This window comes from Arthrobacter sp. TJ-240, from assembly GCF_058269195.1.
In genome coordinates, this window is the sequence record NZ_JBZCNG010000003.1 from 24,574 (window position 1) to 44,542 (window position 19,969).

Sequence of the window (19,969 nt, forward strand, 5' to 3'; positions counted from 1 at the left end):
CTCAGCCCTCCAGGTTTCCTGTTGCCGGTCCCGTCGGGACGCGGACGGGGATCACTGCTCCCAGACCGACGCGTGCGGCTCCGGCGTCGATCTCCTCCTGCGTCGCAGGTCGGCGCTGGCCGCGCTCCTCGACGAGGACGATCGACTGGTCGGCGGCATCCGGGGCGTTCACGAAGGACCGGAAACGGCGGAGCCTGTCCGGGTCCTTCAAGGTGGCAGCCCACTCGTCCTCGTAATGCTCCACGTGGCGGGCCATCGCGGCCTCGAGGTCCGCGGCTATCCCGAGCGAGTCGCCGACGACGACGTCGCGCACGTGGTCGAGGCCCCCGTCGAGGTCTTCCATCCAGCGCGCGGTCCGCTGCATCCGGTCGGCGGTGCGGATGTAGTACATGAGGTAGCGGTCGATGTACCGGATGAGGGTCTCGCCGTCGAGGTCCTGGGCGAGGAGCTGGGCATGAGCCGGCTGGAAGCCGCCGTTCCCTCCGACGTAGAGGTTCCAGCCCTGGTCGGTGGCGATCACGCCGACGTCCTTGCTCCGGGCCTCCGCGCACTCGCGGGCGCAGCCCGACACGCCCATCTTGAACTTGTGCGGGGCCCGCAGCCCGCGATACCGCAGCTCCAGGTCGATCGCCATCGCCACGGAGTCCTGCACGCCGAACCGGCACCACGTCGAACCCACACAGGACTTCACGTTCCGCAGCGCCTTGCCGTAGGCCTGGCCGGACTCGAACCCGGCCTCGACGAGGATCTTCCAGATCTCCGGCAGCTGCTCCAGCCGGGCCCCGAAGAGGTCGATGCGCAGTGCGCCGGTCAGCTTCACGTACAGACCGAACTGCTCGGCGACCTGCGCGATGACCGCGAGTTTCTGCGGCGTGATCTCGCCGCCGGGGATGCGGGGCACCACGGAGTAGGTGCCGTTGCGCTGCATGTTCGCGAGCGCACGGTCGTTGGTGTCCTGCAGGGTCCCCCGCCCGCCGTCGAGCACGTACTCCCCGCGCTGGGTGGCGAGGATGGAGCCGATGGCCGGCTTGCAGATGTCACAGCCGTAGCCGGCCTTCGCCTCCTCGGATGCCCCGAAGCGGCGGAGGACCTCCTGGAAGGACGCGAGGTCGAGGGCCTGGATGGCTTCGAACAGTTCGGGCCGCGACATCGCGAAGTGCTCGCAGATACCCTTCGGGACGGCGCGTCCGGCCTTCGTGAGCTCGCTGTCGAGCAGCTTCTTGAGCATCGGGACGCAGGAACCGCACTGCGTCCCGGCGCGCGAGCACGCCTTGAGGGACGCGATGTCGAGCGCGGGCTCGACGGCGGACCCGTCCGGGTCGAGGCCGTGGACGGCGGACCGACAGGCGCCTGCGGTCACGTTGTTGCAGGAGCAGAGGATGATGTCGTCGGGCAGGTCGGACGGCGGGGCCTCGCCTCCCGCGGCGGAGGCGAGGTAGGCGCCGGGTTCAGCGGGCAGTTCGCGTCCCAGCAGTGGCCGCAGCGCGGAGTAGGGTGCGGCGTCGCCCACGAAGATACCGCCGAGAAGCGTCCTGGCGTCGTCGGTTACCACGAGCTTCTGGTACAGCCCCCTGGCGGGGTCGGCGTAGACGATCTCGAGGCTGCCGTCCGTCTCCGCGAGCGCGTCCCCGAAGCTCGCGACCTCGACGCCTGAGAGCTTGAGCTTCGTGGCGGTGTCGAAGCCGGGAAAGGTGGAGAGTCCTCCGAGGATGCCGTCCGCGCAGACCTCGGCCATGGCGTTCGCCGGGGCCACCAGGCCCATGCTGACGCCCTCGTAGCTCGCCACCTCCCCGATCGCCCACACACCGGGCATCGCCGTCTCGCATGCCGCGCTGATCACCACTCCGCCGCGGGGTGCCACCTCGAGCCCTGCGGCCCGGGCGAGCTCGTCCCGAGGCCGGATGCCGACGGCGAAGACCACGAGGTCGGCCGGGAGGACGGCCCCGTCGCTCAGTGCCACGCCCGTGACGCAGCCGTCGTCGTCCGTGTTGATGGCGACGGGCGCTCCTCCGCAGTGGATCCCCAGTCCCTTGGCGCTGATGAGCCGCCCGAGCGCCTGGCCGCCGCCCTGGTCGAGCTGCGCGTTCATGAGCCAGCCGGCACGGTTCACCACGGTGGACGCGGCACCGAGCTGCTGAAGCCCGCCGGCGGCCTCGAGGCCGAGGAGGCCGCCGCCGACGACGACGGCACGGGGTTCCCTGCCGAGCCTCACCGCGAGTCGAGCCGTCTCGGAGCGCAGCCACTGCACGTCGGCGAGCGTCCGGTAGACAGCGGCATGCTCCCCACCCGGCAGGGGCAGGCGCACGGCGTCCGACCCCGTCGCCAGCACGACGTCGTCGTAGGTGTACTTCTCCCCTGACGCGCCTTCGACGCACCGTGCCGCGAGGTCGAGGCGGACCGCTCGCTCCCCCGTCACGAGCCGGATCGCCGGCTCCTGCCACATGAGCGGCTCCCCGAGTCCGAGGTCCACGTCACCGGTCAGGGCGCTGCTCAGCGCCACGCGATCGTACGGTGCGTGGGCCTCCTCGGCCAGGACGGTGATATGCAGTCCGTCGGTGCCGCGCCGCCACAGCGCCTCGACGAACCGGTGGGCGGCGGGCCCACCGCCCACGACGACGACGCGCCGTTCGCGTGGCGCGGCACCCGCCTCGGCGTGCCGGGGTGATCGGGTCTCGCTCATGTGGTGCCTTCCGTCCGGACCGGGGCGCTCCCGCTGCTCTCTTCCTCCACGGTACGAACAGGCAATTTCCCGCGTGTGTCGCCGATGTGTCGCAAGGTTAACTTCGGGCTCACGGGCCGGAACCCCCACCGTGAGACGGACGTTACCGCGGCGCAACAGCGCCGGGACGTCGATGACACCTCGGCGGCCTAGCGTTGCAGGAACGCATCCGCCACCGAGGAGAACGCCATGACCGAGCTCATCCTGCAGCGTCCTGCCCCCTCGGATACCTCATGGGTCGCCGTCTGCCGCCTCGACGACCTCGAGGAGTGCTGGGGTGAGGCGGCCCTGGTGGGCCAGGAGCAGATCGCCCTGTTCCGGCTGCCCGGCGACCAGGTGCACGCTGTCGGGAACATCGATCCCCGCACCCGGGCAGCCGTCATGGCACGGGGGATCGTCGGGTCGCGGGGGACGGCACCCACCATCGCCTCGCCCCTCCACAAGGAGGTCTACGACCTGGTGAGCGGGGCCTGCCTTTCAGGAGGGAAGGGCCTCCGCGCCTATCCGGTGCGATGCGTGGACGGCGTCGTCGAGGTCGACGCGGCCGCCTGAGCGGTGGAGGGTGCTTCGACGGCCGGCATGACCGCGAGCCGGGCACTCGACGGCCCACCCGTCCTCATCGCCGGCTGCTCTCATGGCACCGACAACGCCCGGGGTCGACGGGAGATCGACGCCGTGCCCCGGGCTACTTCCACGACCAGCTGGCGAAGGCCGATGCCGACGTGGTGAGCGCTCCGCTGCTCCCGAGCCCGGTGATCGCCGAGATGGCGCTGTCGCGCTACGACGACGCCGTCGAGCGCCTGCTCGTCGGATCCTCGAGCCGTGCGGCGGGCTGCGACAGACCGTGCGGGCACAGGTCTCGTCGTGCGTCCGCAGCGGCACCGCCCGCGTGGACTGACGGCGGCCAGCCGGGCAGGTTACGCGCCCCTGGAGCGCTTCAGCCCGGCATGTCCGCCGCGGCTCGTGCGGCGGCTTCGACACGGCTCGCATATCGCGCCCGCTCCTCGGCGCCGAGGTCCCCGAGGTTGGGGTCGCCCGGCCCGCGGCCGATCGATCCGTCGATGAGTTCGCGCAGGATGTCGGCGTGCCCGGCGTGCTGGGCGACCTCGGAGACCACGTGGACGAGGACCGTGTGGAGGGTGACCTCGCGCCGCTCCTCGGGCCACCACGGGACGGTGCCCCGTGCGTCGAGCGGCAACGCCTCGATGGTGGCATCGCTGTGGGCGGCTGAGAAGGCGTGGAAGGCGAGGATGGCGTCGCGGGGCTCACCGGGCGTCGCCCACATGTCCGCCTCAGCCTCGGCGTCCTCGCTCATCCAGGGGAACGACCGCTCACTGGGACGCCCGAAGACCTCGCCGAAGTACTCGAGCTGCACCGACGCCACGTGCTTGACGAGCCCGAGCAGATTGGTGCCCGACGGCACCAGGGGCCGGCGGACGTCGTACTCGCCCAGCCCGTCGAGCTTGCCGGCGAGCTCGGCGCGTCGTCGTTGCAGGACCAGGAGAAGGGTCGCCTTCTGCTGCTCCTGATCGTCGTCGGAAGTGCTGGTGTCCATGCGGGCACTGTAGCCGGGCAGGGCAGGCGACGGAAGGAGACCCTCCGACGGCCGGTCCGTCAGACGGCGGGCTCGAGGGACAGCCGGTCCTGTACGGTCGCGGCGAGTTCCTCGGCGATGCGCTGGGCGGTCGCGATGTCGGTCGCCTCGACCATCACCCGCACCACGGGCTCGGTACCGGACGGACGCAGCAGCACACGGCCGGCCTCGCCGAGCAGGGCCTCGGCCTCGCGCACGGCAGCCTGCACCCCCTCGTCGGAGTTCGCCGCCGTGCGGTCGACGCCCCGCACGTTGATGAGCACCTGCGGGAGCCTGGTCATGACCGCCGCCAGTTCCTTGAGGCTCTGGCCGGTGCCGGTGATGCGTGCCGCGAGCTGCAGGCCGGTGAGCACGCCGTCACCAGTGGTGGCGTGCTCGGCGAAGATCACGTGGCCGGACTGCTCGCCGCCGAGGCTGTAGTCGCCGTCGCGCATCCCCTCGAGGACGTAGCGGTCGCCCACTGCGGTCTCCTTGATGGTGATGCCGGCGTCACGCAGGGCGAGCTTCAGTCCGAGGTTGCTCATCACGGTGGCAACGAGCGTGTCCTCCCTGAGCTTCCCGGCGTCCCGCATGGCAAGCGCCATGACGGCCATGATCTGGTCTCCGTCCACCACGGTGCCCTCGTGGTCCACGGCGAGGCAGCGGTCGGCGTCGCCGTCGTGTGCGATGCCGAGATCGGCACCGTGCTCGACGACGGCCGTCTGCAGCTTCTCGAGGTGTGTGGAGCCGTAGCCGTCGTTGATGTTGACGCCGTCGGGAGTGGCGCCGATGACCACGATGTCCGCACCGGCGTTCCGGAAGACCTCGGGTGAGCAGCCGCTGGCGGCTCCGTGGGCACAGTCGATGACGACCTTCAGCCCATCGAGCCGGTTCGGCAGGGTTTGGAGCAGGTGGACCACGTAGCGGTCCTCGGCGTCGGCGAAGCGCTGGATACGTCCCACGTCGCCGGCCACCGGACGGCGCACGGGGTTGGCCATCTCGGCCTCGATGGCGTCCTCGAGGGCGTCGCTGAGTTTGTTGCCGCCGCGGGCGAGGAACTTGATGCCGTTGTCGGGCGCCGCGTTGTGGGAGGCGGAGATCATGACGCCGAAGTCGGCGTCGAGGTCGGCCACGAGGAAGGCAGCAGCAGGCGTGGGCAGCACACCTGCGTCGAACACGTCCACACCGGAACTCGCCAGACCGGCCTCGACGGCAGCCGCGATGAACTCGCCGCTGATACGGGGGTCACGGGCGATCACCGCGGTGGGGCGGCGTCCGCCCTCGACGGCGTTATGGCCGAGGACGACAGCGGCCGCCTGGGCCAGCTGCAGGGACAGTTCGGCCGTGATCAGGCCGTTGGCCAGGCCGCGCACGCCGTCGGTGCCGAATAACTTGCTCATCGTTGATCATCCTAGGTGAGGAACAGAAAACCGCTACTGGTGTTACTAATGAGGTTAAAGCACAATGCCCGTCCGGAAGCCCGGACGGGCATTGAAACTTGTCCTGCCCCGAAGGGATCTGGGTCCCGGGGTAGGCAGGATCTAGCGCTTGGAGTACTGAGGCGCCTTGCGTGCCTTCTTGAGACCGGCCTTCTTGCGCTCGATGACGCGGGCGTCACGGGTCAGGAAGCCCGCCTTCTTGAGGGCGGGGCGGTTGTTCTCGCGGTCGATCTCGTTCAGCGTGCGCGCCACACCGAGGCGGAGGGCACCGGCCTGGCCGGAGGGTCCACCACCGTGGATACGGGCGATGACGTCGTAGGCGCCGTCGAGCTCGAGGAGCTTGAAGGGGTCGTTGACTTCCTGCTGGTGCAGCTTGTTCGGGAAGTAGTCGGCGAGCTCGCGCCCGTTGACGATCCACTTGCCGGTGCCGGGGACGAGGCGCACGCGGGCGACAGCTTCCTTGCGGCGTCCTACGGCTCCGCCGCCGACGGTCAGCGCGGGACGCTCCTTGACGGCCGTCTCGCCACCTTCGGTGGACTCTGAGGTGTAGCTCGTGAGCTCCTCAGTCGGTTCATTCAGCTCTTCAGTGTTCTGAGCCACGGTTCTCCTTGAAGTGATTTCTTAGTACTGGTGGCCAGGACTACTGGGCGACCTGGGTGATTTCGAACGTCTGGGGCTGCTGCGCGGCGTGGGGGTGCTCGGCGCCGCGGTAGACCTTCAGCTTGCCGATCTGCTGGGCGGCGAGCGAGTTCTTGGGAAGCATGCCGCGGATAGCCTTCTCGACTGCGCGCTCCGGGTTCTTGTCCAGGAGTTCCACGTAGCTGGTCGACTTCAGGCCGCCCGGGTAGCCCGAGTGGCGGTAGGCGCGCTTCTGCTCGAGCTTGGAGCCGGTGAGGGCCACCTTCTCGGCGTTGATGATGATGACGAAATCGCCCATGTCCATGTGGGGAGCGAAGGTCGGCTTGTGCTTACCGCGGAGCAGGATTGCGGTCTGGCTGGCAAGACGGCCGAGGACGACGTCGGTTGCATCGATTACGTGCCACTGGCGGTTGATGTCGCCTGGCTTCGGGGTGTACGTACGCACGGTTATGGCCTTCGTTTCTATTTCGGTGTCGCCCGCATCCACGGAGATCTCCGTGCCCGCGGGCTCAGCTTATTCATGCGCTACCGGAACTTCAGGTGAGGGCTGAAATACGACCAGTCATCCCGTGAATCTCGGCTCCGCCTCCGGGCCAGGTGGTTCTGCAACTGAACCGCTCCGTAAGGCGCAGACGTATCGAGAAGGGATACGCACAACGACTTCCAAGGATAGCGTGCCGCGCTGCCATGGGTCAAAATGAGCCGGAACCCGTGGAACTGCCGGATGGGCGTGGCTTCCTCCCCGTGCTGTCGCCGGACCTCGCGATCCTGTCGGCAACGCTGATCGGGCGTGTTGTGCTCGTCGTCGGCGGATTCATCCGTGGTGGCACCGCAGTTGGTCGTTCAGGCCGGCACGCCTGTCTGCGCGTTCCACAGGGATCGGACAGCTCAGCCGGCGGAATCGAGGCTAAGGGCAGCCTGAGCGCAGATTCTGCGCAAGGACAGTGCAGTAGTGCGAGCGTTGGATCAGGATCAGGGCAGGGACGGTCTCGCGTGGCCGGGGGTTGCTAATTTTCTGGCAGTGCTGGCGCTGGGCCAGTCGCACCGTCCACTCAGGAGTCTCATCATGTTCCTCGTCTCGAACACCCGGATGCACATCCTCCCCCGCCTGGTCCGCAAGGAAGACGGCGCCACCGCCGTCGAGTACGGCATCATGGTCGCCCTCATCGCCGTCGTCATCATCGCGGCCGTAACGCTGCTCGGTGGGGGCCTGAAAACCTCCTTCGAAACAACTGCCTGCTCAATGAAAGGTGGGACCCTTTCGACTGCCGCCGCGACCCCCGGGGGCCCCGCGGCAGGCACCTGCAGCAAGTAACGAATAGTCCGACGGGACGCGCGGCCGGGTAGGGCGGCGCGTCCTCTCGTTTAGAGATCGCTTAGGCCGTGAGGTGCTCTATGACCGACGACAAGAGTCGCGGAGCAGTTGCTGTCGAGATGGCTCTTGTTCTGCCGCTACTCATCCTCCTCTTACTAGGAATCATGGAGTTCGGCCGCGCTTTCAATACACAGGTGATGCTGACCAACGCGGCACGCGAGAGTGTCCGAGTCATGTCCATCTCGAAGGACATGACAAAGGCCAGTTCCGCCGCCATCGCCGCAGCCGGCACCTTGGCGCCGGCTCTGGAGACGTCGGACATCGCCATCTCGGTTCCCGGAGCAACAGCCGCAGATCCCTGCCCGTCCGGCGTTACGGCCACCGTCACCATCACCTATACCTTGAGCACGCTGACCAAGATTGCGGGGCCGTTCCCAATGACAGCCAAGGGAGCCATGCTGTGCGGCGGTTGAGGCGGTCGCGCAAGGATGAACGCGGTGCCGTGTCCGTCCTCGTGGCCCTCCTCATGGTCGTGCTTCTCGGTTTCGCGGCCCTGGCGATCGACGTCGGGATGCTTGTGTCAGAGAAGGCCCAGTTACAGAACGGTGCCGACGCCGCAGCGCTCGCCACAGCGCAGAAGTGCGCGAAGAGTCTGGCTGATCCCGACTGTGCGGTGAATACCTCTCTGGCTCGCACCATGACCGACGGGAACGCCCTCGATGCCACGAGCGGGATCAGGGCTACCACCCTTAACAAGACCGCCGGCCGCGTGACGGTCGAGGCCGGGGCACGGGAGGCCGGGAGCGGCGCCAATCACGTCAGCCTGCTGTTCGCCAACGCGCTGGGAATAGCTTCCGCTGACGTCACAGCGACCGCCTCCGCAGCCTGGGGCGGTCCTTCGAAGGTCGAGGCGCCTTTCTCCATCACCTTCTCGAAATGCGAAATCGATTCGACTCAAACTGCGGACGGCGCTCTCCAGTTCCTGATGTCCCACGGCATCGGTGAAACGAGCAAGACCTGCCATGGAACATCGTCCGGTCATGAGATCCCGGGTGGCTTCGGCTGGCTCATCCAGGACACCTCCGGCTCCTGCCAGGCGACAGTCTCGCTGAGCACACCATGGGTGACCTCGGACACGGGCAGCAACCTCAAGGCCGGTTGCGGACCACGTCTCGAGCAGTGGAAGGCAAAACTGGCTGCAGGAGAAAAACTTGTACAACTCTTCCCTGTTTTCGATGACACGTCCGGCACCGGCACCAGTGGCAAGTTCCGAATTGTTGCCTTTGCTGCCATTGATATCCGAGGTTGGAACTTTCAGGGACACGAATACATGCTCGATGACGCCGCTACGCACTTCAAGGACAACAAGTACAACAACAGCGATCGCGGCTTCATCGGCCGTTTCATTCGCTATGTAGCCTTGGACGCCGTCGAACTCGGCGGCCCGACGACTTACGGCGCAACAGGCGTCAAACTCACCCTTGAGGAAGCAACACCATGAAATCCCGTCTCCTGGCCGGCGTCGCCGCCGTCGTGCTCGCCCTCGTCGGGGCGATGATGCTCTACGGCTACGCGCAGGGCGCCGAAGCACGCGCCGTCGAGGGCCTCAACCCTGTCGACGTCCTCGTCGTCGCGACCGCTGTTCCAGCCGGTACGCCGACGGAAGAGCTCATGCCCTTCCTCACCACGCAGCAGCTGCCGGCCACCGCCGTCGGCGCCACCGCGCTCAAGGACCTCGATGCATCCACCGGGAAGGTCACCACCGTGGAGCTCATGCCTGGCGAGCAGCTGCTCACGGAGCGGCTCGTGGACCCGGACGAGGTCGCGGTGAGCGGCAGTGTCGAGGTGCCCGAGGGCCTGCAGGAAGTGTCGTTCACGATCGAACCCGACCGCGCTGTGGGTGGGAAGGTCGCACCGGGCGACACCGTCGGGATCTTCATCTCCCTGGAGAGCGGAGGCCTCGAGGAGGCGCCGGATGTCCCCACGACGAAGCTCGCCCTTCACAAGGTCCTCGTGACGTCGGTCCAACGCGCACCCACCGCCGTCGCCGCCGATCCCGCAGCCGACCCCGAGGCCCAGGCACGCGCGGAGGCCGAGGCCCTCCCGAGTGGATCCCTGATGCTCACCGTGGCGGTCGACACCGCGCAGGCCACGCGGCTCGTGCACGCCAACCAGAACGCCACCCTCTGGCTGAGCAAGGAAACAGAAGCGACCGTCGAGGGCGACTCTCCGGTCGTCGAGAACAAGGAGCTCTACCGATGAGTCGATTCGTCCTGATCACCCCGAGCTCCGACTTCGAACAGAAGATGCGGCTCGCCATCGCCGGCGGACTGCAGGGCCACGTCAAGAGCCTGCCCTCCAGTGTCCTGGACGGTGATACGGACGCCGTGCTCGACCAGCTCGCCCTCGAGCGGCCGGAGGTCCTGGTCTTCGGTCCCGGCGTCGCCATCGAGGACGCGCTCCGGCTCGCCATCATCGTGGACGTGACGTTCCCCGAGATCAGCGTGGTGCTCGTCCACGACGACCACCCCGACATAGCCCTCCAGGCCATGCGGGCCGGTGTGCGCGACATCCTCAGCCCTCTGGCCGACGTGCCCAGCATCCGCGTGCAACTCGAGCGCGCCTGCCAGGCGTTCGCGACCCGCCGCCGCACGGAGTCCCAGACTCCCCGCGAGCAGCAGAGCGGCTTGGTGATCGGCGTCTTCTCGCCGAAAGGCGGAGTCGGCAAGACGACCATTGCCACCAACCTCGCGGTGGGGCTGGGTCGCATCGCTCCGATGAGCGTCGTCATCGTCGACCTCGACCTGCAGTTCGGCGATGTCGCGACAGGGCTGTACCTCAACCCCGAATACTCGGTCCTCGACGCCGTCACGGGCGCCGCGACACAGGACTCGATGGTCCTCAAGGCGTTCCTCACGGCACACCCGTCAGGCATCTACGCCCTCTGCGGCCCGCGCAACCCGGCCGACGCCGACCGCATCTCCTCCGAGCAGATCACACGCCTCATCCAGCAGCTCGCGCTCGAGTTCCGCTACGTCGTCGTCGACACCGGGCCCGGTCTCACCGAACCCAGCCTCGCCGCATTGGAACAGTGCACCGACGCCGTCTGGGTCACGGGCATGGACGTGCCGAGCGTCCGCGGCCTGCGCTCCGGACTCGACGTCCTGAACAAGCTCAACCTCCTCCCCGAGACACGCCATGTGGTCCTCAACTTCGCGGACACGAAGACCGGACTCTCCGTCCAGGACATCGAGGCGACCCTCGCCGCTCCCGTCGACGTGTCGATCCCCCGATCCCGCGCCATCACGCTGGCGACGAACCGCGGGGTCCCACTCCTGCAGGACAAGGTCCGAGACCCCGCGACGACGAGCCTCAACGAGCTCGTCAAGCGCTTCGACCATGCATGGCGCGCCGCAACGCAGCGGAAGACCCACCGCCGGGTCGTCGTCCGATGAAGTTGTCCGCACGTATTCAGGCGGCGGCCCTGCCCTCCGCCGCCACCGGCGTCGAGCCCGCCACTCCGGTAGCGACGCCCGAGGAGAGCCGCCCGCCCACGCTGGCTCCCGCCGTCGTACGAGAAGCCCCTATCAAGCCCGGCGCCGGCAGACTGGATGTCTTCGCGGGCCTCAAGCAACGTGCCGCTTCGGCCCTCTTCGAGCGCATGGGCGTCCGCGCGAGCGACACCTCGATCAGCGAAGACGACCTCAAGGCAGTGGCCCGCGAGGAGCTGAGCCAGATCATCGACGCCGAACAGGTGCCGCTGAGTCCGGACGAACGGCGCCGCCTCATCCAGGATGTGGCCGACGACGTCCTCGGCCTCGGTCCGCTGCAGCGTCTCCTCGACGACGCGACGATCACCGAGATCATGGTCAATCGCATGGACCAGATCTACGTGGAGCAGAAGGGCCGCCTGACGCTGAGCGAATCGCGATTCAGTTCCGAGGAGCACCTGCGGCGCGTCATCGAGCGCATCGTCTCCAAGGTGGGCCGGCGCATCGACGAGTCGTCGCCTTTCGTCGACGCCCGGCTCGAGGACGGTTCGCGCGTGAATGCCGTCATCCCACCGCTGGCCGTCAATGGCTCCTCCCTGACCATCCGAAAGTTCAGCAAGGTACCCCTCACCGTCCAGAACCTCATCGATTTCGGGACCCTGACGCCGGAGATGGCCGAACTGCTGGACGCGTGCGTCAAGGCGAAGCTCAACATCATCGTCTCGGGCGGAACCGGTACCGGGAAGACCACGCTGCTCAACGTGCTCTCGTCCTTCCTGCCCGACGACGAACGCATCGTCACCATCGAGGACGCGGTTGAACTCCAGATCCAGCAGCAGCACGTCGTCCGCCTCGAGAGCCGCCCCCCGAACACCGAGGGCAAGGGTGCCGTGACCATCCGCGACCTCGTCCGGAACTCGCTGCGTATGCGGCCCGACCGGATCGTCATCGGCGAGGTGCGCGGCGGCGAATCGCTCGACATGCTGCAGGCCATGAACACCGGGCACGACGGCTCGCTCTCGACCGTCCACGCCAACTCGCCGCGCGACGCCGTCGCCCGGCTCGAGACCCTCGTGCTCATGGCCGGTATGGACCTGCCCCTGCGCGCCATCCGCGAACAGCTGGCGTCCGCCGTCAACCTCGTGGTCCAGATCTCGCGGCTCCGGGACGGAAGCCGCCGCATCACGCATGTCACCGAGGTACAGGGTATGGAGGGCGACGTCGTCACCCTCCAGGACGCCTTCGTCTTCGACTACTCGGCGGGCATGGACCACAAGGGCCGTTTCCTCGGCAAACCCGTCCCCACGGGCATCCGTCCCCGCTTCATGGAGCGGTTCGAGGACATGGGCATCACGGTTTCCCCCGCCGTTTTCGGGTCCGTCCCCCCGCGCGGGCGATAGCCGCATGACCGTCCTCCTCCTTGCCGGGCTCGCGCTCGTCATCGGCGCCATCGTGCTCGCCCTTATTGCACTGAGGCCACTGCAGTCACCCGTGCCGCTCGATCGTCGCCGACCGCCGGTGGACCAGCCGGACTCGCAGCTCTCGCGCTTCGCGGGAGCAGTCGGGCGGGCGATGGACCGCTACCTGCAGCGCCGTCCGATGCGCTTCCTGAACCAGCAGGTCCTGGAGACCGCAGGTGTGAAGCTGAGCCAGGCCGAGGTCTACCTGCTCGTCATCCTCGCCGGTGTCACCGGTCTCCTGCTCGGCTGGGCCCTGCTCGCACCCGTCATCGGCGTCCTCCTGCTTCTGCTCTCCCCCGCCGTCGCGCACCTGGCGGTCTCCTTCCTCACCGGACGAAGGCGCCGCCGCTTCGACGCACAGCTCGGGGATACCCTGCAGCTGCTCACCGGCGGCCTGCGGGCGGGCCACAGCATCCTGCGGGCCATCGACGCCGCCGCGACCGAGGCCGACAGCCCGACGTCCGAGGAGATGCGCAGGATCGTCGCCGAGACGAGCCTCGGCAAGGACCTCCTCGCCTCGCTCCTCGATACCTCGCAGAGAATGCAGAACGAGGACTTCGCCTGGATCGCCCAGGCCATCCAGATCAACCGGGAGGTCGGTGGCGATCTCGCCGACGTGCTCGACCAGGTGGGCCACACCATCCGCGAGCGCAGCGAGATCAAGGGCCACATCAAAGCCCTCGCAGCGGAGGGCAAGTTCTCCGCCTACATCCTCGCGGCCCTGCCTTTCGGCATCGCGCTCATCCTGACCGTCATCAGCCCCGGGTACGTGGATCCGCTCTTCACCAAGCCGCTCGGCTGGGTCATGCTCGGCGGTGCTGCCGTCATGATGACCATCGGCGGGCTGTGGCTCCGCAAGATCATCGACCTGAAATTCTGAGGAGGACAACGTGGACCCGATCCTGCTCGCCTCACTGCTCCTGACCACCGCTCCAATCGGCTACTTCACCTGGTCTCTCCTCACCTCGGACACGAAGGTGCGACGGACGGTGCAGCACAACCTGAGCCAGGGCATGGGGCTGACCGCTGCCGCCATAGAGCGCCGGAACCCCCTGCTGCAGCTCGGTCGTCGGCTCACCCCGGACGCCTACATCGCGAAGCTCGATCGCCTGCTGAGCCTCGCCGGACGCCCAGTATCCATGCCCCTCGCGAAGGTGCTCACCGCCAAGCCTCTTCTGGGCCTCGCCGGTGGCCTGGCCGGCTTGCTCCTGCTGCAGGCCAATCCGAGCAGGCTCTTCGTGCTGGTGTCCATCTTCATCACGGTGCTGGGGTACTTCGTGCCGGACCTCCTGCTCTACAGCAAGGGCCAGGAACGACAGAACGCCATGGCACTGGAACTCGCGAACACCCTCGACCAGATGCTGATCTCCGTCGAGGCTGGCCTCGGGTTCGAAAGTGCGATGCAACGTGCGGGTGAGACCGGCAAGGGTCCGCTCGCCGAGGAACTCGTGCGGACCTTGCAGGACATGCAGGTGGGCCGCAGCAGGCGCGAAGCGTATCTCGCTATGGCCGAGCGGAGCACCATCCCGGAGCTGCGCAGTTTCGTGAAGGCCATCGTCCAGGCCGACGCCTACGGCATCGCCCTTTCGGGGGTCCTGCGGACGCAGGCCAAAGTGATGCGTGTGAAGCGCCGCCAGCGGGCCGAGGAGAAGGCGATGAAATTGCCCGTCGCCGTATTGTTCCCCCTGCTGTTGTTCATTTTTCCCGTGCTGTTCATCGTGATCCTCGGACCTGCCGTGCTCAACGTGATCGATACGTTCGCCGGCCAGTGAGCGGGGACTCAGGATACGCATCCGGATCAGCGCTTCCGCATTTCTCGCTCAGCATCGCCCGACTTCACGGCGAACCGTCAGATCCCGGTCGTAGCCTGAGGGAGTGCCGTCAAATAGTGCCCCGAAGAGTCTCCCGCTGCTGGACCTGGCCGTCCTGTCCCACCTCGAGCGGCAGCTGAACGACGCCCAACCGGCCCGCGCCTTCGCACGCGACTACATCACCGGGTTCGAGGACCGACTCCTCCGGCTCGAGAGTTCCGTCAGCAACCGCGACGTCCCCGCAGCCCTCGACGCCGCCCTCAGCCTCCGCAACTCCTCCGCCATGATCGGAGCCTCACGGCTCTCCGCCCTCGCCGCGGACTTCGAGACCGCGGTGGCCTCCTCCGACCTCGACACCGCCTTCAGGGCCCTGCCCGGCATCGAACGCTGCGGACTGGACACCATCCTCGAAATCGAGGCGCGCTACCTGGCATCCGCCTGACGCTGCCGGCGAAACAGGCCGAAACAGGCCGTCAGGAGTTGTTCGACGTCAGGAACGGGTGGACGTGAGCCTGTAGCCGACACCGCGTACCGTCTGCAGCCAGCGCGGGTTCTTCGGGTCCTCGTCCAGCTTCCGGCGCAGATTGCCGATGTGCACTTCGATGGCGCGCTCGTCCGAGTCGCTGATGTAGGTGTCCTCGTCGTAGTAGTCCCCCCGGACCACGCGCACCAGATCCGCCTTGGTCCTCACTGCACCGTTGCTCTTGAGCATCTCGTTGAGCAGGTCGAACTCGCTCCTGGTGAGCGGCAGGTCACGCCCGTCCAGCACCACGGTGCGGGCGGCCGCATTAAGGGCGAGGCCGTTGTGCTCGACGACGGCGGGCTGCGCAACGGGCACAACCGGCGCAGCGGGCTCTGCCGGAGTCACTACCGCAGCAGGCACGGGGACCCCTGGCACCTGGTTCGGGGCAACACGCGGACGGCGCAGCATCGCGGCAATCCGCGCCCGCAGCTCCCGCGGCCGGAACGGCTTCGTGAGGTAGTCGTCGGCTCCCGACTGCAGGGCAGTGAGGGTATCCAGTTCGTCGCCCCGCGAGGTCAGCATCACCACATAGCAGGTGCTGAATGCACGGATACGCCGCAGCACCTCGTAACCGTCGATATCGGGGAGCCCGACATCGACGGTGACTACCGCCGCGTCATGGGCCCGGACCAGATCGACGCCTGCCCTCCCGGCCGGCGCCACATGGACGACGAATCCCGACTGCTTGAGGACGGCCGCCACGAGGTTCCGCACATCGGGGTCGTCCTCGATGACCACTGCCACGCCCGGATCACTCATTCGCCACCGACCCCCCTCTGACCTGCACTGCAATCTTTCCGACTCCTCATGATTCCCATTGTGCATTGCCCGGACAGATAATCGCGTCGGCTTGCATTCCAAAACGCGGGCCGGGCTACATAATGGGAGCAGTACGTAGGTCTCAGCGTCGGAAAGTTCTTCATCATGCAGTTCCTCCTCTTTCCCCGGAAAGTGCGTGCCTAGGGATGCCGGTGCCGCGCGGCTGCGCGCGGTCGCCTCGAAAGTGAGCATCGGCCGCTCCGTGGTGCTCTGCCAGATCCCCCTGACCCTGATCGTCGTCGTCATCGGCGTGACGGCACCCCTTCTTCGACCCGGCCTGGTGACCGACCCCACGTTCGACCTCGGCTTCTCGATGATCCTGGTGCTCCTGGCGCTCTCGGTCATCGTCCCGTGGCGTGAACTGCCGCGAGGAAGCCTGCTCATCGTCCCGATCCTCGACTTCGTCGCGATCGCCCTGGTCCGTGCCGGCGCGATGGAGACGCAGCCCGCCCTCGGCGTCCTGGTGGTCTTCCCCGTCCTGTGGCTGATGCGCTCCTCGCTGTCCCCCTGGGCCTCGCTGCCGCTCACGGTGCTCGGTTCGCTGCTCGTCACGTCCTGGCCGGTGCTCGGTTCCTTCGATCCGGCCCACCTGCGGTCCTACCTGGGCCTGCTGCTGCTGCCGATCGTGATGCTGTGCATCGCCGTCACCATCCGCGTGACGAACGCCGGCGCACGGGCCCGCGAGGTCGAGATCGAGCGCAAGGACCGCGAGCTCAACGAACTCCTGCGTGCGGCCATCGACCGCGAGCGTGTCCTCACGGCGATCCTCAACACCGTCGACGTCGGCCTGACCGCCGTCGACGCCCACGGCAACACCACGCTGACGAACCGCCAGCAGGAGCTGTTCAACCGGCTGTCCGACCACGACGACGCCCACGGCGGCCTGTTCTTCGGCGCGGACCGCGTGACGCCGCTGCCGGTCGACAGGCAGCCCGTCTACCGTGCCCTCACCGGCGAGACCTTCGCCGACGAGCTCATCTGGGTGGGCGACGGCGACGCGCAGCGTGCCCTCTCGACAGCCGCACGGCCCATCAAGAACGCCGATGGCAGGATCGCCGGCGCGCTGATCGCCTGCAGCGACGTCACGGAACTCGTGGAGGCCGTCTCCGCGAAGGACACCTTCATCTCGAACATCTCCCACGAGTTCCACGCCCCGCTGACCTCGGTGCTCGGGTACCTCGAACTGGTGCTCGAGGACGAGCATCGGCTGCCGAGCCACCTCAGCGGGTACATCGACGTCGCCGGCCGCAATGCCGAGCGCGTGCTCCACCTCGTCGCCGACCTCCTCTCGACCGCCGGTGACCGCGTCCGGGTGCACCCCCGACCCGTGGACCTCGCGGCGCTGATCGAGATGAGCGTGCGGTCCAACAGGCTCCGGGCCCAGAAGAACGGCGTGAAGCTGAAGACCGACGCCCAGAATCCCCTCTGGACGCTCATCGATCCCCTCCGGATCTCGCAGGTGCTCGACAACCTGCTCTCCAACGCCATCAAGTACTCCCCCGGCGGCGGTGTGGTGACAATCCGCGCGGAGGAGTCGGAGTCCGAGATCGCCCTGCACGTCGAGGACAGGGGCATGGGCATGACCGAACAGGAAGCCCGGCAGGTCTTCTCCCGCTTCTACCGCACGCCATCGGCCCGCCACGCCGCCATCGACGGTGCAGGTCTCGGGCTGGCGATCACCAAGTCCATCGTCGAGAGCCACGGCGGGTCGATCTCCTGCGTCAGTGAGCCGGGCAAGGGCAGCCGCTTCACGGTGACCCTGCCCGTGAACGGCGAGGTGGGCCGCGTGCCGCAGGACTCGATCGGCGAGTCCGTCTAGATGCTCCTGAGCCTCGCGGTCGGCGTCCTCGCCGCGGCCCTCGCCTACGCCCTCTTCTCCCTGCCGCAGAAGGATCCCCGCACGGTGCTGCCGCCCTCCTGGCGCGTGCCGCTCACGGTGCTCGCCGGCCTCCTGGCAGGCGCAGGGAGTGCGGTGGCCGATGAAGCCTGGAACGGCCCGCTCGTGGCCGTCCTCGCGGCGTTCGGCGTGGTGCTGGGCGCCGTCGACCTGCAGTCCAAGCTGCTGCCGAACGCCATGCTGCTGCGGTTCACCGCCGTCACCGTTCCGGTACTGCTCGTCGCGGCGCTCGGGACCGGCGACTGGAGCGGGCTGCTCGGTGCGGCGGCCGGCAGCGCGACCCTGTTCACCGTGTACTTCCTCCTGGCCCTCATCTCCCCCGCGGGCATGGGCATGGGCGATGTGAAGCTCGCGGCCGTGCTCGGCCTGATCGGTGGTTGGGCAGGGGCCGCCGCGTGGCTCGGGACCCTGCTGGGCGGGTTCCTGCTCGGTGGCGTGGCCGGTATCGCGGTCCTCCTGCTGCGCCGCGGCTCGCGCGGCTCGACGTTCCCGTTCGGCCCCGGCATGCTGCTTGCCGCCTTCGCGAGCCTGGTTCTGCTGGGCTGACGCCCCTGCCCGGGCGGCGTGGGGCCTAGGCCTCCGGGTGGCCCGAGGATCCCTCGAGCGGCGACACCGAGGCGTCCTCCGGCGACCGGGCCGCGCGCGTGTCGGGGACGGCGAGGTGGTCCACCGTCCGGCGGGAGCGGGTCAGGTCGGCGCGGGCGGCGAGCTCCCCGTTCCCGGGGTAGGCGATCTCCTCGAGGACGAGGGGATGCGGTGCGGCGAGGACGGACCGTGCATCCTTGAGCCGGGCGGCCAGTCGTTCGGCGAGCCAACCGGGCGGCATCTCGCCCGAACCGACCCGCAGCGTCGATCCGATGAGGGCGCGCACCATGTTGTGGCAGAAGGCGTCGGCCTGCACGGTCGCGGTGATCACGCCGTCGTGCCCGCGGGTGAACTCGTACCGCTGCAGCTCGCGGATGGTGGTGGACCCTTCGCGAGGCTTGCAGAACGCGGCGAAGTCCTGCATGCCCAGCAGGTGCCCCGCGCCCTCGTTGAGCAGCGCGACGTCCAACGGTGCCGGGTGCCAGAGGGTGGTGTGTCGGCGCAACGGGTCCTGTCCGGTCGCCGTATCCGCGATGGCGTAGCTGTAGCGGCGCCAGAGTGCGGAGAAGCGTGCGTCGAACCCGTCCGGCGCCTGCGTGGCGGAGCGGACGACCACGGCGGGCACGGAGTTCCTGACGGAGCGTCCTCGCCCTGTGACGCCGTCCGTCAGCTCGCGGTTGATGGTACCGGTGAGCCGTCGGAGGAAGGCGTCGGCGGGGTCGACGTCGCGCCCTCTCGCCATCGCGTGCCACTCGGCCGGTGTGAGGTCGATATGCGCCACCTGACCGCGGGCGTGGACGCCGGCGTCGGTCCGTCCCCCGACGGTCAGGCGCACCTGCCGACGCAGGAGCGTGAAGAGCGCGCCCTCGAGGACGCCCTGCACGGTGATGAGCCCGGGCTGCAGGGCCCAGCCCGAGAACAGGGAGCCGTCGTACGCGATGTCCAGCCGGACACGCAGGAGCCCGCCGTCCCTCGGGGGGACGGCGGGCTCCTGGGTGATCATGGTGTGCGTGGCGAGGGAAGAATTACTTCTTCTCGTCCTCGACGGTGCCCTCGACGACGACGACCTCATCGGCGACGCCGGCTTCGGCGTCGACCGTGGTGTCCTCGGCTGCGACCTCGTCGGCGGAAGCCGCGGACTCAGCCGATTCGGCCGACTCGGCGGAATCCACCGAGTCCACGGAATCCACCGAGTCCACGGAGTCGACGGAATCGACTGCGTCGGACTCGGGCGATGCCGGTGCTGCTGCAGCGGCGGGGCCCGATGCTGCGCGCTCGGCCTCGGCGACCACGGACTGCTTGGCGGACATGGGCTCCAGCACCAGTTCGATGACGGCCATGGGGGCGTTGTCGCCCTTGCGGTTGCCGATCTTCGTGATGCGGGTGTAGCCACCCTCGCGGTTGGCGACGGCGGGAGCGATGTCCGTGAACAGCTCGTGGACGATGCTCTTGTTGCTGATGACGGCGAGGACGCGACGGCGCGACGCGAGGTCGCCCTTCTTCGCGAAGGTCACCAGGCGCTCGGCGTAGGGCCGGAGGCGCTTGGCCTTCGTCACCGTGGTGGTGATGCGCTTGTGCTCGAACAGTGAGGCGGCCAGGTTGGCGAGCATCAGGCGTTCGTGCGCCGGACCGCCTCCGAGACGTGGGCCCTTAGTGGGTGTGGGCATGGTTCTTTCTCCTCATTAGGGGGTCCGCCCG

Annotated in this window: 20 protein-coding genes and 1 pseudogene; 13 read left to right on the top strand and 8 right to left on the bottom strand. The window is 68.1% G+C overall.

Annotated elements, in window-relative coordinates; genetic code table 11:
• Position 1: 1 nt before the first annotated feature.
• Positions 2–2,680, bottom strand: a complete 2,679-nt coding sequence (nirB, locus tag AC4D2C_RS08320; RefSeq protein WP_490914094.1) for a nitrite reductase large subunit NirB — start codon at positions 2,678–2,680, stop codon at positions 2–4.
• A gap of 228 nt (positions 2,681–2,908) precedes the next feature.
• On the opposite strand from nirB, the gene nirD reads away from it, so the two are divergent.
• Together nirD and AC4D2C_RS08330 are read left to right on the top strand one after the other, a co-directional pair.
• Positions 2,909–3,271, top strand: a complete 363-nt coding sequence (gene nirD / locus AC4D2C_RS08325) for a nitrite reductase small subunit NirD (protein ID WP_490914095.1) — start codon at positions 2,909–2,911, stop codon at positions 3,269–3,271.
• Positions 3,272–3,396: 125 nt separating this feature from the next.
• Positions 3,397–3,522 (top strand): annotated as a pseudogene (locus AC4D2C_RS08330) (sirohydrochlorin chelatase); the annotation flags it as partial.
• Between the two features lie 134 nt (positions 3,523–3,656).
• Here the strand turns inward: AC4D2C_RS08330 and AC4D2C_RS08335 are convergent.
• The 4 genes from AC4D2C_RS08335 to rplM form a co-directional block, all read right to left on the bottom strand.
• Positions 3,657–4,274, bottom strand: a complete 618-nt coding sequence (locus tag AC4D2C_RS08335; RefSeq protein WP_490914097.1) for a DinB family protein — start codon at positions 4,272–4,274, stop codon at positions 3,657–3,659.
• A 59-nt stretch (positions 4,275–4,333) separates the two neighbouring features.
• Positions 4,334–5,692 carry a phosphoglucosamine mutase gene (gene glmM, locus AC4D2C_RS08340; protein ID WP_490914098.1) on the bottom strand — a complete coding sequence of 453 codons (1,359 nt, stop codon included), beginning with the start codon at positions 5,690–5,692 and terminating at the stop codon, positions 4,334–4,336.
• Positions 5,693–5,833: 141 nt separating this feature from the next.
• Positions 5,834–6,331 (bottom strand): 30S ribosomal protein S9, encoded by a 498-nt coding sequence (rpsI, locus tag AC4D2C_RS08345; RefSeq protein WP_490907459.1) that lies wholly within the window; start codon positions 6,329–6,331, stop codon positions 5,834–5,836.
• 40 nt (positions 6,332–6,371) lie between these two features.
• The gene (gene rplM, locus AC4D2C_RS08350; RefSeq protein WP_334210673.1) at positions 6,372–6,815 is read right to left on the bottom strand and encodes a 50S ribosomal protein L13; all 444 of its coding nucleotides are present in this window, start codon (positions 6,813–6,815) and stop codon (positions 6,372–6,374) included.
• Positions 6,816–7,436: 621 nt separating this feature from the next.
• Between rplM and AC4D2C_RS08355 the strand changes: the two genes are divergently transcribed.
• The 9 genes from AC4D2C_RS08355 (at position 7,437) to AC4D2C_RS08395 (ending at position 14,889) form a co-directional block, all read left to right on the top strand.
• Positions 7,437–7,685, top strand: coding sequence for a Flp family type IVb pilin (locus tag AC4D2C_RS08355; RefSeq protein ID WP_490914100.1), 249 nt, complete (start codon positions 7,437–7,439; stop codon positions 7,683–7,685).
• 80 nt (positions 7,686–7,765) lie between these two features.
• The gene (locus AC4D2C_RS08360; protein ID WP_490914102.1) at positions 7,766–8,158 is read left to right on the top strand and encodes a TadE/TadG family type IV pilus assembly protein; all 393 of its coding nucleotides are present in this window, start codon (positions 7,766–7,768) and stop codon (positions 8,156–8,158) included.
• Between the two features lie 29 nt (positions 8,159–8,187).
• A complete protein-coding gene (locus AC4D2C_RS08365; protein ID WP_490914104.1) occupies positions 8,188–9,186 on the top strand; it encodes a pilus assembly protein TadG-related protein in 999 nt (332 codons plus the stop codon).
• Complete coding sequence (gene cpaB, locus AC4D2C_RS08370; RefSeq protein WP_490914106.1) at positions 9,183–9,947, top strand: Flp pilus assembly protein CpaB; 765 nt, start codon at positions 9,183–9,185, stop codon at positions 9,945–9,947. The genes AC4D2C_RS08365 and cpaB overlap by 4 nt, the downstream gene beginning before the upstream one ends.
• Entirely contained in the window at positions 9,944–11,140 is a 1,197-nt protein-coding gene (locus AC4D2C_RS08375) for a CpaE/TadZ family protein (RefSeq protein ID WP_490914108.1), read from the top strand. Before cpaB ends, AC4D2C_RS08375 begins: the two co-directional genes overlap by 4 nt.
• Positions 11,137–12,576 carry a TadA family conjugal transfer-associated ATPase gene (locus tag AC4D2C_RS08380; RefSeq protein WP_490914110.1) on the top strand — a complete coding sequence of 480 codons (1,440 nt, stop codon included), beginning with the start codon at positions 11,137–11,139 and terminating at the stop codon, positions 12,574–12,576. Before AC4D2C_RS08375 ends, AC4D2C_RS08380 begins: the two co-directional genes overlap by 4 nt.
• Positions 12,577–12,580: 4 nt before the next feature.
• Positions 12,581–13,516, top strand: coding sequence for a type II secretion system F family protein (locus AC4D2C_RS08385; protein WP_490914112.1), 936 nt, complete (start codon positions 12,581–12,583; stop codon positions 13,514–13,516).
• A 10-nt stretch (positions 13,517–13,526) separates the two neighbouring features.
• On the top strand, positions 13,527–14,408 hold the full coding sequence (locus AC4D2C_RS08390; protein ID WP_490914114.1) for a type II secretion system F family protein: 882 nt from the start codon (positions 13,527–13,529) through the stop codon (positions 14,406–14,408).
• Between the two features lie 103 nt (positions 14,409–14,511).
• Entirely contained in the window at positions 14,512–14,889 is a 378-nt protein-coding gene (locus AC4D2C_RS08395; RefSeq protein ID WP_490914116.1) for an Hpt domain-containing protein, read from the top strand.
• Positions 14,890–14,937: 48 nt separating this feature from the next.
• On the opposite strand, the gene AC4D2C_RS08400 is transcribed toward AC4D2C_RS08395, so the two are convergent.
• A complete protein-coding gene (locus AC4D2C_RS08400) occupies positions 14,938–15,729 on the bottom strand; it encodes a response regulator transcription factor (RefSeq protein ID WP_490914117.1) in 792 nt (263 codons plus the stop codon).
• A gap of 196 nt (positions 15,730–15,925) precedes the next feature.
• Here AC4D2C_RS08400 and AC4D2C_RS08405 point away from each other — a divergent pair, with 196 nt between their 5' ends.
• Entirely contained in the window at positions 15,926–17,608 is a 1,683-nt protein-coding gene (locus AC4D2C_RS08405; RefSeq protein ID WP_490914119.1) for a sensor histidine kinase, read from the top strand.
• Entirely contained in the window at positions 17,609–18,232 is a 624-nt protein-coding gene (locus tag AC4D2C_RS08410) for a prepilin peptidase (protein WP_490914121.1), read from the top strand. It abuts the gene before it with no gap.
• A 25-nt stretch (positions 18,233–18,257) separates the two neighbouring features.
• Here AC4D2C_RS08410 and AC4D2C_RS08415 read toward each other — a convergent pair whose 3' ends face one another.
• Together AC4D2C_RS08415 and rplQ are read right to left on the bottom strand one after the other, a co-directional pair.
• Entirely contained in the window at positions 18,258–19,274 is a 1,017-nt protein-coding gene (locus tag AC4D2C_RS08415) for a tRNA pseudouridine synthase A (RefSeq protein WP_490914123.1), read from the bottom strand.
• Positions 19,275–19,296: 22 nt separating this feature from the next.
• Complete coding sequence (gene rplQ, locus AC4D2C_RS08420) at positions 19,297–19,938, bottom strand: 50S ribosomal protein L17 (RefSeq protein WP_490914125.1); 642 nt, start codon at positions 19,936–19,938, stop codon at positions 19,297–19,299.
• Positions 19,939–19,969 lie beyond the last annotated feature (31 nt).